Below are 13314 nucleotides of genomic sequence, written 5' to 3'. Positions count from 1 at the left end.
CGGAACTTCCGGCCGAGCGGGGGGCGGTATCGGACTGCCCCCGGAGGCCCGGCGTGCCAGAGTAGAGCCGATGTCCTCCGTCCCCCCTGATCAGCCTCGCCGTCGGGCCGCCGGGGTCGGCGCCGACGACCGGCCCGCCGGCCGTCCCGGCCGCCCCCGGGTGCCCGCGCCCCGAGGCGGGGAGAGCCGCCGGGGCCGGGCCCCCCTCGCGGTCGCCGCCGGGGTCGCCGCCACCTGGGCGGCGCTCACGTCGTACCTGCCGGTCGCGCTGGTGCTCGGGCTCGCCCAGCTCAGCGAGGACGCCGGCTCCGTCACCGGGGCGCTGCGAGCCGGGCTGGCCGGCTGGCTGCTCGGCCACGGCGTCCCGCTGGACACCGACGCCGGGCCGTTCGGCCTGGTGCCGCTGGCGCTGACCGTGCTGGCCGTCTGGCGGCTGACCCGCGCCGGGGTGCACACCAGCCGGGCCATCGGCGCCCGCGGCGGGCGCTCACCCCGCCAGGCGCTCACCGCTGCGGGCGCGGTCGGCATCGGGTACGCGCTGCTCGGCGCGCTCGCCGCAGTGCTGGCCGGCATCGGCGGTTCGGCGATCTCCCCGATCCGTGCCGGGGTCACCTTCGCGGTCTTGGGGGCGCTCGCCGCCCTGGTCGGGGCGGCCCGGACCACCGGCGTGGCCGGCCTGCTCGTCCACCGGGCACCCGCAGCGCTGCGCGACGGGGTACGCACCGGGCTGGTCGCCGCGCTGCTCCTGCTCGGGGCCGGGGCCGGGGCGGCCGGGCTGGCGATCGCCACCGGCGGCGGGGACGCCGCGGACATGATCGGGGCCTACCGCACGGGAGTCGCCGGGCAGGCCGGGATCACGCTGCTCAGCCTCGCCTACGCGCCGAACGCCACGATCTGGTCCACCAGTTACCTGCTCGGCCCCGGCTTCGCCGTCGGCACCGACACCGCCGTACGCACCAGCGAGGTCTCGGTGGGCGCGCTGCCCGCCGTACCGCTGCTGGCCGGGCTGCCCAGCGGGCCGGTCGACGGGCTCGGGGCGGGCCTGCTGGCGGTGCCGGTCCTGGCGGCCATGGCCGCCGGCTGGCTGCTGGCCCGGCGGTTGCTGCGGCTGGCCGCCCGGGACCGCGCCGAGGTGGCCTGGCCGGCCCTGCTGCTACCGGCGGCCCTCGCCGGCCCGGTCGCCGGTGGGCTGCTCGGTGCGCTCGCGGCGGCCTCCGGCGGGCCGCTCGGCGGGGGCCGACTGGCCGAGCTCGGCCCGGTGCCGTGGCAGGTGGCCGGCGTGGCCACGGCGGTGATCGGGGTCGGCGCGGTGCTCGGTGCCGCCGCGACCCGTTCCCTGTCGCGGGCGAGGGCGTCGTCCTGACGACCCGGCTCGCCGGGCGCGGGCGGCAGTGCTAGGGCTCGCGGGTGGCACCGGGGGCGCTCGGGGTGTGGGGAGTGCGCCCGAGGGGCACCGAACGGGTCCAGGGCACCGGACGTGTCGAGGTGCGCCGGACGCGCCGAGGGGCGTTCCGGATCGCTCCGGAACGCCCCTCGCCGTTGCCGCCGACTCAGGTGGTGGGCATGTTGATCTGCCCGACGACGGAGAGGACGAACAGCAGGAGGCCGAGCACCACGGCCACCGCTCCGCAGATCATGCCGGCCATGGCCTGACCCGCGTTGCTGGCCAGCCCCTGGGTCGCCTTCTGCCGCCCCAGGAAGCCGGTGACCATCGCGGCGATGCCGACCGGGACGCCGAGGTAGAGGCAGCAGAGCAGCGGGATCGCCGCGATGCCGAGGATCATCGACACCAGGCCGAGGGTGTTCTGCTGACCCTGCGCCTGCGGGTAGCCGGCGTTGGGGTAGCCCGGCGCGGCCCCGTAGAGCGGTTGGGCGTACGGATCCTGACCGTAGGGCTGACCCGACGCCGGCTGGCCGTAGGGCTGACCCGAGGTGGGCTGGCCGTAGGGCTGACCCGAGGTGGGCTGCTGCCCGTAGGGCGCATGCGGCTGCTGCCCGTACGGATCCTGCCCGTACGGCTGGCCCGACGTGGGCTGCTGCCCGTAGGGCGCCTGCGGGGCGTACGGGTCGTTGTACTGCGGCTGGTTCGGGTCGTGGGGCTGCTGGCCGTACGGGTCCTGACCGGGCTGCATGGGTCGGCGCTCCTTGCCTGAGGGTGCTGTCAGTAGCTGGTGGTGCTGGTGTCCGCCCCCATGATCCCGGCAACGCCGCCCAGCGCGCAGCAGGCAATGGCGATCACGTACCAGGCGATACCGACGATCAGGGCCCACTTGGACCACTTCTTGGACTCGTCCGCCGCCCGCTGGGCCTCCGCGTAGTTCCCCTGCTGCAGGAGCGGGTTGACCTTCGAGGCGTTGATGATGGCGGGGATGGCCAACGGCCAGAACAGGAAGATGGCCACGATCGACATGGTCATGTTGTTATTGATCTGTTGCGGGGGCTGGGACTGGTAACCGGGCTGCATCGCGCCTACTCCTCGTTACATCGACACAACGCATGTGTCGGGTCACTGACGGGTGCGGTTTCCGGCCTACGCCGGGCACCGAGCGACCGGCAGAGTACAGGGTGAGGGCGACAAAGAAGGGTCGGTAATCCGTCGCCGCCCGGATTCCGCGACCTGCCCGCCCGCCGTTTCCGCCCCGTCCAACCACCCGTTCCCGGCCGTCCCGGCCCTGCGCCGACCCGCCGTTTCCGCCCCGTCCGCCCAGGCGCGGGTGGCCCCGCCCTGCCCGATATGGTGGCCGCGTGACCGAGCCCGCGTCCGTCGCCCGCATCGTCGTCCTCGTCTCCGGCTCCGGCAGCAACCTCCAGGCGCTGCTAAACGCCGCCGCCGACCCGGCGTACGGGGCCCGGGTGGTCGCCGTCGGCGCGGACCGCGCCGGCATCGCGGGCCTGGACCGGGCCGCCGCCGCCGGGGTGCCGACCTTCGTCGAACGGGTCGCCGACCACCCCACCCGGACGGCCTGGGACGCCGCGCTCACCGCGCAGGTCGCCGCGCACCGCCCCGACCTGGTGGTCTCCGCCGGCTTCCTCAAGCTGGTCGGTGCCGACTTCCTCGCCGCCTTCGGCGACCGCTACCTCAACACCCACAACACCCTGCTGCCGGCGTTCCCCGGCATCCACGGCCCCCGCGACGCCCTCGCCTACGGGGTGAAGGTCACCGGGGCCACCCTCTTCTTCGTCGACGCCGGGACGGACACCGGCCCGATCGTCGCCCAGGTCGCCGTGCCGGTGCTCGACGGCGACGACGAGGCCACGCTCACCGAGCGCATCAAGGTCGCCGAGCGGCGTCAGCTCGTCGAGCAGGTCGGACGGCTGGTCCGCGAAGGTTGGACGATCACCGGACGAAAGGTCACCATTCCGTGAGTTCCCCCGAGGCTTCCGTGAGCTCTTCCGAGGCTTCCGTGAGTTCCCCCGAGGCCGAGGCTTCCGTGAGTTCCGCCGAGGCCGCGCGCCGCCCGATCCGACGGGCGCTGGTCAGCGTCTACGACAAGAGCGGCCTGGTCGAGCTGGCCCGCGCCCTGCACGCCGCCGGCGTCCAGCTCGTCTCGACCGGCAGCACCGCGTCGACCATCGCCGACGCCGGGGTGCCGGTGACCCCGGTGGAGTCGGTGACCGGGTTCCCCGAGATCCTCGACGGCCGGGTGAAGACCCTGCACCCGGCGATCCACGGCGGCCTCCTGGCCGACCTGCGTCGGGACTCCCACGCCGCCCAGCTCGACGAGCACGGCATCGCGGGGATCGACCTGCTGGTCTCCAACCTCTACCCGTTCCAGGCCACCGTCGCCTCCGGCGCCGGCGTCGAGGAGTGCGTCGAGCAGATCGACATCGGCGGTCCGGCCATGGTCCGCGCGGGCGCGAAGAACCACGCCAGCGTCGCCGTGGTCACCGATCCGGCCGCGTACCCGGCCCTGCTGGCGGCCGTCGCGGAGGGCGGGTTCACCCTGGCCCAGCGCCGGGCGCTGGCGGCCCGCGCGTTCGCCGCCATCGCCGAGTACGACGTGGCCGTCGCCGACTGGTGCGCCGCGACCCTGGCCCCGGACGCGCAGGGCTGGCCGGAGTTCGCCGGGCTCTCCCTGCGCCGCGGGTCGGTGCTGCGCTACGGCGAGAACCCGCACCAGGCCGGTGCCCTCTACACCGACCCGAGCAGCCCGCCCGGCCTGGCCCAGGCCGAGCAGTTGCACGGCAAGGAGATGTCGTACAACAACTACGTCGACGCGGACGCCGCGTGGCGGGCGGCGAACGACTTCCCCGACCAGCCGGCCGTGGCGATCATCAAGCACGCCAACCCGTGCGGGATCGCCGTCGGCGGCGACGTCGCCGAGGCACACCGCAAGGCGCACGCCTGCGACCCGGTCTCCGCGTTCGGGGGGGTCATCGCCGTCAACCGGCCCGTCTCGGTGGAGTTGGCCCGGCAGGTCGCCGACATCTTCACCGAGGTCCTGGTCGCCCCGGAGTTCGAGCCCGGCGCGGTGGAGGCCCTGCAGGGCAAGAAGAACATCCGGCTGCTGCGCGCCCCGGCGTACGCCCCGCTGCCGGCGCAGTGGCGGCAGGTCACCGGCGGGGTGCTGGTGCAGTTGGCCGACCGGATCGACGCCGACGGCGACGACCCGGCGAACTGGCGGCTGGCCACCGGCGAGGCGGCCGACGAGGACACCCTGCGCGACCTGGTGTTCGCCTGGCGGGCGGTGCGCGCGGTGAAGAGCAACGCGATCCTGCTGGCCCGCGACGGCGCCACGGTCGGCGTCGGCATGGGCCAGGTCAACCGGGTCGACTCGGCGCGGCTGGCGGTCACCCGGGCGGGCGCCGACCGGGCGAAGGGCGCCGTCTGCGCCTCGGACGCGTTCTTCCCCTTCGCCGACGGCCCGCAGCTCCTCATCGACGCGGGCGTCACGGCGATCGTCCAACCGGGCGGCTCGATCCGCGACGAGGGGGTCATCGCCGCCTGCAAGACCGCCAACGTAACGATGTACCTGACCTCCACCCGCCACTTCTCCCACTGACCCCCACCCCACCCCACCCACCCCACCCACCCCACCCCACCCACCCCCGCCGCGTTGATCAAGAGGTTTGCGTCAACTCAGAGATCGAACGTGACGCAAACCTCTTGATCAACCCGCTCGTTCGGGGGGTGGGTGGGGTCAGCGGGGGGTGGGGCGGAGGGCGGCGAAGTGGCAGGCCGAGGGGTGGGGGTCCGCGGCGCGGGGGACCGCGTGGGGTTCCTCGCGGGCGCAGACCTCCTGGGCCTTCCAGCAGCGGGTGCGGAAGTGGCAGCCGCTGGGCGGGTCGGCCGGGCTGGGCACGTCGCCGGTGAGGCGGATGATGTTGCGGTCGTCGCGGGCCTCCGGGTCGGGCACCGGCACGGCCGAGAGCAACGCCTGGGTGTACGGGTGGGTGGCCCGCTCGTAGATCTCGTCCTCGGTGCCGATCTCGACGATCTTGCCGAGGTACATCACCGCGACCCGGTCGCAGATGTGCCGCACGACCGACAGGTCGTGGGCGATGAAGATGTACGACAGGCCCAGCTCGTCCTGGAGGTTCTCCAGCAGGTTGATCACCTGGGCCTGGATGGAGACGTCGAGGGCCGACACCGGCTCGTCGCAGACGATGATCTCGGGGCGCAGGGCGAGCGCGCGGGCGATGCCGATGCGCTGGCGCTGACCGCCGGAGAACTGGTGCGGGTAGCGGTTGATGTGCTCCGGGTTCAGCCCGACCACGTCCAGCAGCTCCCGCACCCGCCGACGCTTGCTGCCCTTCGGCGCGGCGTCCGGGTGGATGTCGAACGGCTCCCCGATGATGTCGCCGACGGTCATCCGCGGGTTCAGCGAGGTGTACGGGTCCTGCATCACCATCTGCATGTTGCGCCGCAGCCGGCGCAGCTCGGCCCCGGAGGAGCCGAAGAGGTCCTTGCCCTCCAGCGTGGCCCGGCCGGAGGTGGGCGTCTCCAGCCGCATCAGCAGCCGGGCCAGGGTCGACTTGCCGCAGCCGGACTCGCCGACCACGCCGAGCGTCTCGCCCCGGCGCAGCTCGAAGCTGACCCCGTCGACGGCCTTCACCGCGCCGACCCGACGCTGGAACAGCACCCCCCGGTGGATCGGGAAGTGCTTGACCAGGTTGTCGACGGTGAGGATCGCCTCGCCGCGCACCTTGGCCGGGCTAGCGGGCGCTGTCATCACGGACCTCCTGGGCGAAGTGGCACGCGCTGGTCCGGCCGTCGCCGAGGACCAGGTCGTGCGGCACCACGTCGACGCAGACCTGCTGGACGTACGGGCACCGGGGGTGGAACGGGCAGCCGGAGGGAATGCGCATCAGGTTCGGCGGCAGCCCGCGGATCGTCGAGAGGGCCCGACCGCGCATGTCCAGGCGCGGGATCGACTCCAGCAGACCCTTGGTGTACGGGTGGGCCGGCGACCGGTACAGCGAGCGCACGTCGGCGTGCTCGACGATCCGGCCCGCGTACATGACGGCGATCCGGTCGGCGACGCCGGCCACGACGCCGAGGTCGTGGGTGATCAGGATCATCGCCATGTCGAGGTCGCGGCGCAGCTCCGTCAGCAGGTCCATGATCTGGGCCTGCACGGTGACGTCCAGCGCGGTGGTGGGCTCGTCGGCGATCAGCACCTTCGGGTTCAGCGCCAGCGCCATGGCGATCATGACGCGCTGGCGCATCCCGCCGGAGAACTGGTGCGGGTAGTCGCCGAGCCGGTTCGCGGCGGCGGGGATCCGTACCAGGTCCATCAGCTCGATGCTGCGGGCGCGGGCGGCGGCGCGGGACATCCCCGCGCGCTGGCGCAGCGTCTCGCCGATCTGCCAGCCGACCGGGAAGACCGGGTTCAGCGCGGAGAGGGCGTCCTGGAAGATCATCGCGATCTCCTTGCCGCGCACCTGGCGGCGCTGCTCCTCCGACTGTTGCAGCAGGTCCCGGCCCTGGTAGAGGATCTGGCCGGAGCGCACCTGGGCCGGCGGAGTGTCCAGGATCCCCATGATCGCCTGGGCGGTGACGGACTTGCCGGAGCCGGACTCGCCGAGCACGGCGAGGGTCTCGCCGGCATCCAGGTGGTACGACACGCCGTTGATCACCCGGGCCACGCCCTCGCCGGTGTGGAACTCGACGTGCAGGTCCCGGACATCCAGCAGGTGGCCCCCCGGCGGGGTGGGGGAGGCCGGCGTCGGCCGGGCAACGGGGTAGGTCATCGTGTCACCGCAGCTTCGGGTCGAAGGCGTCGCGGATCGCGTCGCCCAGCATGATGAAGGCCAGCACGGTCAGCGCGAGGAACGCCGAGGGCACCACCAGCGGCGTGGCGGACTCCCGCATGTGCACCCGGCCGGCGTCGATGTCGATGCCCCAGGAGATCGTCGGCGCCTTCAGGCCGATGCCGAGGAAGCTCAGGGTCGCCTCGGCGGAGATGAAGGAGCCGAGCGCGATGGTGAGCACCACGACCGCCGGGGCGAGCGCGTTGGGCAGGATGTGCCGCCACATGATCCGGCCGTTGCCGGCGCCGAGCATCCGGGCGGCGGCCACGTAGTCCTGCTCCTTGGCGGTGATCACCGAGGAGCGGACCACCCGGGCCGCCGTGGTCCAGCCCAGGACCGCCAGCACGAAGATCACCGCGAAGAGCCGGACGTTGTCGCTGCTGCTGCTGACCCGCTTGAGCAGCACGATCGCGGCCAGCAGCAGCGGGATGCCGAGGACGATGTCGATCACCCGGGAGAGCGCCGCGTCGATCCAACCGCCGAAGTACCCGGCGAGCATCCCGACGACCAGCGCGATGACGCCGGTCAGCAGCGCCGAGAGCGCGCCCACCAGCAGCGACGCCCGAGCGCCGTAGACCGCCCGGGAGTACGTGTCGCAGCCCTGGAAGTCGTACCCGAAGATGGCCCCGCCGGACGGCCCGGCGTGCTGGCGGGAGAGCACGCAGTCGCGCGGGTCGTTGGCGGTGAAGAGCGCCGGCACGATCGCCATGGCGGAGACCAGCACGACCAGGGTGAGGCTGAGCCAGAAGATCGGGCTGCGCCGCAGGTCCCGCCAGGCGTCGCCGGCAAGGCTGCGCGGCTTCTGCGGCTCGCCGACCCGACCCGGCGTGCCGGGCTCGCCGGACACCCCCCGCCGCGCGGCCTGGTTCTCCGTCGCGGCGACGGTCTCGAAGTCACTCATAGCGGATCCTCGGGTCGAGTACGGCGTACAGGACGTCCACCACCAGGTTGGAGACGAGGTAGACCACGACCAGCACGCTGACGATGCCCACCACCAGCGGGCCGTCCTCGGTGCGGATGCCGCGGAAGAGGTTGAAGCCGATGCCGGGGATGTTGAACACGCCCTCGGTGATGATCGCGCCGCTCATCAGGTTGCCCAGCTCGACGCCGAGGAAGGTGATCACCGGGATGAGCGAGTTGCGCAGCACGTGCACCGTGACGATCCGCCGCTTGACCAGGCCCTTCGACCGGGCGGTGCGGATGTAGTCGGCGCGCATGTTCTCCACGACCGAGGTCCGGGTCAGCCGCAGCGCGGTGGCCAGCGAGAGCGAGCCGAGCACGATGCCGGGCAGCAGCAGCGAGCGCAGGTCCGGGTCGGCGCCGGCGGTGGGCGGGAAGAGCTGCCACTTCACGCCGAAGAAGTACTGCGCCAGCGGGGCCAGCACGATGGTCGGGATGCCGAGCACCAGCAGGGTCAGCACCAGGGTCGAGTTGTCGAAGATGCCGGCGCGGCGGATCCCGGCGACGACGCCGGCGGTGACCCCGAAGAGCACCGCCACCGCCATCGCGATCAACGCGAGCTTGACGGTGACCGGCCAGGCGGCGGCGAGGATGTCACCGATCTGCCGGCCGGTCAGCGACTGCCCGAGGTCGCCCTGGAGCAGGTTCTTCAGGTAGTCGAAGTAGCGGTAGAAGAAGCCGCCGACGCCGGTGCGGTCGAGGTTGAACTTCTCCGTGAGGTATGCCCGCTGGGCGGCCGTCACCGGGCGCTCGCCGGCGAGTGCCTGGATGGGGTCGCCCTGACCGGCGAACATCAGCGCGTAGACGATCAGCGTGGTCCCGAAGAAGGCCAGGACCATCTGGAGCAGTCGCCGCAGAATGAAGCGGAGCATACTGAGCAGTCTTCCTGAAAAGGGGCAAAGCGCGTGGCGGGTCGGGCCAGCTGGTGCCGGCCCGACCCGTTCCGTCCGCGAATTACTTGATGGCTTCGATCTTCAACAGGTTGACCCGGTCGAACAGGTCCATCTCCACGTTGGCGACCTTGGTCGAGTGACCGAAGTTGTTCTGCCCGTACCGCAGCGGGATCACCGGCATGTCCTCGGCCAGCAGGTCCTCGGCGGCCTGGTACTTCTTGATCGCCTCTTCCTCGCTCTTGGCCTGCGCGCCCTCGGCCAGCAGCTTGTCGAACTCCGCGTTGCTGTAGCCGTAGTAGTTCGACGAGCCGTTGCTGCTGTACAGCGGGCCCAGGTAGTTCTCCATGGACGGGTAGTCCATGACCCAGCCCATCCGGAACAGGCCGACGGGCTGCTTGGCCTTGAGCTTGGTCAGCAGGTCCGCGAACTTCGGCTCGGCGCTGCCCACGCAGTCCACGCCCAGGTTGGCCTTGAGCTGGTTGCAGGTCGCGTCGACCCAGTCCTTGTGCCCGCCGTCGCCGTTGTACGACAGCTCGATCTTCTTCGGGCCGCCCGCGGCCTCGTACGCCGCCTTGGCCTTCGCCGGGTCGAACTCACCGGCGGCGCCGATGGTGTTCTCCCGGTAGCCGGCCACGACCGGCGAGACGAAGGAGCGGGCCGGCTGCTGCGAGTCCTTGAAGATCGACTTGGTGATCTCCTCGCGGTCGATCGCCATCGAGATCGCCTTGCGCACCTCGGGCTTGCTGAACTCCTTCTGGAAGGTCGGGAAGGCCAGCACGTTGAGCGAGGAGGCGGAGCTCTGCAGGTACCGGTCGCCGAGGTCGGTGGAGGCGGTCGAGAGGTTCTCGGTCGGGATCGTCTTGATCACGTCGAGGTTGTCCGACAGCACGTCCGCGTACGCGGCGGTCGGCTGCTGGTAGATCCGGAACTCGACGCCGGCCACCTTCGGCTGCTCGCCGGGGAAGGCGTCGTACTTCTCCACCTCGACCTTGGCGTCGTGCTGCCAGGTGCCCTTCATCCGGAACGGGCCCTGACCGATCGGGGCCTGCTCGTAGCCCTCGGCCAGCACGCCGGGGGCGGAGAAGGCCGCCTTCGGCAGCGGGTAGAACGCGGTGTAGCCGAGCATGGTGCGGAACTCGCTGTACGGCTGGGCCAGCGTGACGGTGAAGGTCAGGTCGTCGACCTTCTTCAGCCCGCTCAGCGTCTTGGCCTTCGGCTGCTCGCCCTGCAGGTCGTCGTAGCCGGCGAACTTCTCGAAGAAGTAGCTGGAGTTCTGCCCGTTGGGGGCGTACGCGCCGTAGTTCCAGGCGTCGATGTAGTTGTCGGCGACGACCTTCTCGCCGTTGTGGAAGGTGTAGCCGTCCTTGAGCTTCACCGTCCAGACGATGTTGTCCGACGACGTCACCGACTCGGCGGCCACCTCGTACGGCTTGTTCGCCTCGTCGTAGTCGACCAGCGGGCTGAACAGGGCGCTGAGCACCTGCGAGCCGCTGGTCTCGTTGGTGTTGGTCGGCACCAGGTGCTGCGGCTCGGCGATCTCGATCCGCACGGCCGCGTTGGGGTCGCTCTCGCCGGATCCGCCGTCGCCGCCCGAGCCGCAGGCCACCAGGCCCAGGGTCACCGCGAGCGGGAGAGCGGTCCAGGCGGCAAGCCTACGAACACGCATTTGGTCTCCCTCGTTGTCCTCACGCTGCGCGGTCGGGCCCGGCGCTGGGGTAACGCTGCGCAACGATTGGCAACGGTAGGTCGGCGCGGTGCCGGTCGGCAAAGCGGGTGCCGTGGGGCGGCGACGGAGGGCCCGCCACCGGCTTGTCGACGCCCGGCGACTCTGCTAACGCCGACCGGTCAATCGGCAATAGGCAGGGGATTTGCCGGGTCGATTTGCGGGGTTCCCGACCCGGGACGCCTCGGCGTCACCTTTGGAGCCGGCTATCCGTCTAGAAGCCCTTAGTCCCCCGTCGTCTGGCTCCCGGTGTGGCGAGCCGAACAGCTTGTGACGGTGAGTGACTATCGACACGTGACGGACGGTCACGAGTCGATGCGCGGTCGCAGCGGCGGCCGGGTGCGCCGGGCCCGGTCCCGGGTCGCCCGAACCGGGCGCCCGGGACGTGAGACGATCTGGGCGTGACGGCGACGATCCTGGACGGCAAGGCGACCGCGGCGCAGATCAAGGACGAGCTGCGGACGCGGGTCAAGGCACTGGCGGAGCGCGGCATCACCCCGGGGCTGGGCACCGTCCTGGTCGGGGCGGACCCGGGCTCCCAGGCGTACGTCAACGGCAAGCACCGCGACTGCGCCGAGGTGGGGGTCGCCTCGATCCGCCGGGAGCTGCCCGCCGACGCCACCCAGCAGCAGGTCGACGACACCCTCGCCGAGCTCAACGCCGACCCGGCCTGCCACGGCTACATCGTCCAGCTTCCGCTCCCCGGCCATCTGGACACCCAGCGGGCGCTGGAGATGATCGACCCGGACAAGGACGCCGACGGCCTGCACCCGGTCAACCTCGGCCGGCTGGTCCTCGGCTACGACGGCCCGCTGCCCTGCACCCCGCGCGGCATCGTCGAGCTGCTGCGGCGCTACGACGTGGCGCTGCGCGGCGCCGACGTGGCCGTCGTGGGCCGGGGCAACACCGTGGGGCGCCCCCTCGGCCTGCTGCTCACCCGGCGCAGCGAGAACGCCACCGTGACCCTCTGCCACACCGGCACGCTCGACCTGGCCGCGCACACCCGCCGGGCGGACATCGTCATCGTCGCGGCCGGGGTGCCGGGGCTGCTCACCGCCGACATGATCACCCCCGGCGCGACGGTGGTCGACGTGGGCATCACCCGGGTGATCGGCGAGGACGGCAAGGGCCGCTACACCGGCGACGTGGATCCCGAGGTCGCGGAGGTCGCCGGCCGGGTGGTCCCGATGCCGGGCGGCGTCGGCCCGATGACCCGCGCCATGCTGCTGACCAACGTGGTGGAGCGCGCCGAGCGCGGCTGACCGCCCGTCCCCGTCCCGCCGACCGTGGCCGGTTTCGCCCCGGTCGGCACCGGGCCGACTGATACGGTCGGTTCACCGAACGGTTACAGGGAGTGGGCGGCCATGGGGAAGAAGGTCACTGTCGTCGGGGCCGGGTTCTACGGCTCCACCACGGCGCAGCGCCTGGCCGAGTACGACGTCTTCGACACCGTCGTGATCACCGACATCGTGGCGGGCCGGCCGGCGGGCCTGGCCCTGGACCTCAACCAGTCGCGCCCCGTGGAGGACTTCGAGACCACGGTCGTCGGCGTCACCACCGGCCCGAACGGCGAGGGGTACGAGGCCATCGGCGGCTCGGACGTCGTGGTGATCACCGCCGGGCTGCCGCGCAAGCCGGGCATGAGCCGGATGGACCTGCTGGCGACCAACGCCAGGATCGTCCGTCAGGTCGCCGAGAGCGTGGCCCGGCACGCCCCGGACGCCGTCGTCATCGTCGTGTCGAACCCGCTGGACGAGATGACGGCGCTGGCCCAGCTCGCCAGCGGTTTCCCCAAGGGGCGGGTGCTCGGCCAGGCCGGGATGCTCGACACCGCCCGGTTCACCAACTTCGTCGCCGAGGCCCTGCGCGTGCCGGTGCGTTCGGTGCGGACGCTGACCCTCGGCTCGCACGGCGACACCATGGTCCCGGTGCCGTCCCGCAGCACCGTGGAGGGCCGGCCGCTGCGCGAGGCGATGCCCGCCCGGCAGATCGAGGAGCTGGTCGACAAGACCCGCAACGGCGGGGCCGAGGTGGTCGCGCTGCTCAAGACCGGCTCGGCGTACTACGCCCCGTCGGCCGCCGCCGCCCGGATGGCCAAGGCCGTCGCCGAGGACTCCGGCGCGGTGCTGCCGGTCTGCGCCTGGGTCGACGGCGAGTACGGCATCTCCGGGGTCTACCTGGGCGTCGAGGCCGAGATCGGGGCCGGGGGAGTGCGCCGGGTCGTCGAGACGGAGCTGGACGCCGACGAGTTGGCCAGCCTCCGGGCCGCCGCCGAGGCCGTCCGCGCCAAACAGGCCGACGTCGCCGACATGTGAGCCGGGCGGTCGGGCCGCGCGGAGCGCCCGCGTTGACGTACGCGCGTCGGGCGCGGTCGCGGCGCTGCGGCCGGTCCCTCGCCGGCCCCTACCCGGCGACGGGGCCGGCCCCTACCCGGCGGGCGGCGCGGCGCGCGTGATAGACCGGTTGCGCGGCGTGCCGGCATCG

12 protein-coding genes are annotated in these 13314 nt (G+C 72.4%); 5 read left to right on the top strand and 7 right to left on the bottom strand.

Features of this window, described 5'->3' with window-relative positions; genetic code table 11:
- Positions 1–70 precede the first annotated feature (70 nt).
- Positions 71–1363 carry a DUF6350 family protein gene (locus ACLQ2V_RS01230; RefSeq protein ID WP_425716459.1) on the top strand — a complete coding sequence of 431 codons (1293 nt, stop codon included), beginning with the start codon at positions 71–73 and terminating at the stop codon, positions 1361–1363.
- Between the two features lie 187 nt (positions 1364–1550).
- Here ACLQ2V_RS01230 and ACLQ2V_RS01225 read toward each other — a convergent pair whose 3' ends face one another.
- Together ACLQ2V_RS01225 and ACLQ2V_RS01220 are read right to left on the bottom strand one after the other, a co-directional pair.
- Positions 1551–2132, bottom strand: coding sequence for a DUF4190 domain-containing protein (locus ACLQ2V_RS01225; protein WP_425716458.1), 582 nt, complete (start codon positions 2130–2132; stop codon positions 1551–1553).
- A 29-nt stretch (positions 2133–2161) separates the two neighbouring features.
- Complete coding sequence (locus ACLQ2V_RS01220) at positions 2162–2416, bottom strand: CD225/dispanin family protein (RefSeq protein ID WP_425716457.1); 255 nt, start codon at positions 2414–2416, stop codon at positions 2162–2164.
- A 329-nt stretch (positions 2417–2745) separates the two neighbouring features.
- On the opposite strand from ACLQ2V_RS01220, the gene purN reads away from it, so the two are divergent.
- Entirely contained in the window at positions 2746–3366 is a 621-nt protein-coding gene (purN, locus tag ACLQ2V_RS01215) for a phosphoribosylglycinamide formyltransferase (protein ID WP_425716456.1), read from the top strand.
- 65 nt (positions 3367–3431) lie between these two features.
- Positions 3432–5003 (top strand): bifunctional phosphoribosylaminoimidazolecarboxamide formyltransferase/IMP cyclohydrolase, encoded by a 1572-nt coding sequence (gene purH / locus ACLQ2V_RS01210; protein WP_425716455.1) that lies wholly within the window; start codon positions 3432–3434, stop codon positions 5001–5003.
- 138 nt (positions 5004–5141) lie between these two features.
- Here the strand turns inward: purH and ACLQ2V_RS01205 are convergent, their stop codons facing one another.
- The 5 genes from ACLQ2V_RS01205 to ACLQ2V_RS01185 all read right to left on the bottom strand — a co-directional run bounded on the left by ACLQ2V_RS01205 (position 5142) and on the right by ACLQ2V_RS01185 (position 10773).
- Entirely contained in the window at positions 5142–6173 is a 1032-nt protein-coding gene (locus ACLQ2V_RS01205; RefSeq protein WP_425716454.1) for an ABC transporter ATP-binding protein, read from the bottom strand.
- Entirely contained in the window at positions 6157–7194 is a 1038-nt protein-coding gene (locus tag ACLQ2V_RS01200; RefSeq protein ID WP_425716453.1) for an ABC transporter ATP-binding protein, read from the bottom strand. Before ACLQ2V_RS01200 ends, ACLQ2V_RS01205 begins: the two co-directional genes overlap by 17 nt.
- Before the next feature lie 4 nt (positions 7195–7198).
- Complete coding sequence (locus ACLQ2V_RS01195; protein ID WP_425716452.1) at positions 7199–8155, bottom strand: ABC transporter permease; 957 nt, start codon at positions 8153–8155, stop codon at positions 7199–7201.
- Positions 8148–9086, bottom strand: coding sequence for an ABC transporter permease (locus ACLQ2V_RS01190; protein WP_425716451.1), 939 nt, complete (start codon positions 9084–9086; stop codon positions 8148–8150). Before ACLQ2V_RS01190 ends, ACLQ2V_RS01195 begins: the two co-directional genes overlap by 8 nt.
- 82 nt (positions 9087–9168) lie before the next feature.
- Complete coding sequence (locus ACLQ2V_RS01185; RefSeq protein ID WP_425716450.1) at positions 9169–10773, bottom strand: peptide ABC transporter substrate-binding protein; 1605 nt, start codon at positions 10771–10773, stop codon at positions 9169–9171.
- Positions 10774–11231: 458 nt separating this feature from the next.
- Between ACLQ2V_RS01185 and ACLQ2V_RS01180 the strand changes: the two genes are divergently transcribed.
- Positions 11232–12092 (top strand): bifunctional methylenetetrahydrofolate dehydrogenase/methenyltetrahydrofolate cyclohydrolase, encoded by an 861-nt coding sequence (locus tag ACLQ2V_RS01180; RefSeq protein WP_425716449.1) that lies wholly within the window; start codon positions 11232–11234, stop codon positions 12090–12092.
- A gap of 102 nt (positions 12093–12194) precedes the next feature.
- Positions 12195–13145 carry a malate dehydrogenase gene (locus ACLQ2V_RS01175; protein ID WP_425716448.1) on the top strand — a complete coding sequence of 317 codons (951 nt, stop codon included), beginning with the start codon at positions 12195–12197 and terminating at the stop codon, positions 13143–13145.
- Positions 13146–13314: the final 169 nt, after the last annotated feature.

Source organism: Micromonospora sp. DT233, assembly GCF_049841815.1.
Taxonomy (GTDB): domain Bacteria; phylum Actinomycetota; class Actinomycetes; order Mycobacteriales; family Micromonosporaceae; genus Micromonospora.
This window is presented reverse-complemented; position numbering and strand designations above follow the sequence as displayed.

Coding starts and splice junctions, on each gene's coding strand:
- ACLQ2V_RS01230 (WP_425716459.1), top strand. CDS start 71: ATGTCCTCCGTCCCCCCTGATCAGCCTCGCCGTCGGGCCGCCGGGGTC.
- ACLQ2V_RS01225 (WP_425716458.1), bottom strand. CDS start 2,132: ATGCAGCCCGGTCAGGACCCGTACGGCCAGCAGCCCCACGACCCGAAC.
- ACLQ2V_RS01220 (WP_425716457.1), bottom strand. CDS start 2,416: ATGACCATGTCGATCGTGGCCATCTTCCTGTTCTGGCCGTTGGCCATC.
- ACLQ2V_RS01205 (WP_425716454.1), bottom strand. CDS start 6,173: ATGACAGCGCCCGCTAGCCCGGCCAAGGTGCGCGGCGAGGCGATCCTC.
- ACLQ2V_RS01200 (WP_425716453.1), bottom strand. CDS start 7,194: ATGACCTACCCCGTTGCCCGGCCGACGCCGGCCTCCCCCACCCCGCCG.
- ACLQ2V_RS01195 (WP_425716452.1), bottom strand. CDS start 8,155: ATGAGTGACTTCGAGACCGTCGCCGCGACGGAGAACCAGGCCGCGCGG.
- ACLQ2V_RS01190 (WP_425716451.1), bottom strand. CDS start 9,086: ATGCTCCGCTTCATTCTGCGGCGACTGCTCCAGATGGTCCTGGCCTTC.
- ACLQ2V_RS01185 (WP_425716450.1), bottom strand. CDS start 10,773: ATGCGTGTTCGTAGGCTTGCCGCCTGGACCGCTCTCCCGCTCGCGGTG.
- ACLQ2V_RS01175 (WP_425716448.1), top strand. CDS start 12,195: ATGGGGAAGAAGGTCACTGTCGTCGGGGCCGGGTTCTACGGCTCCACC.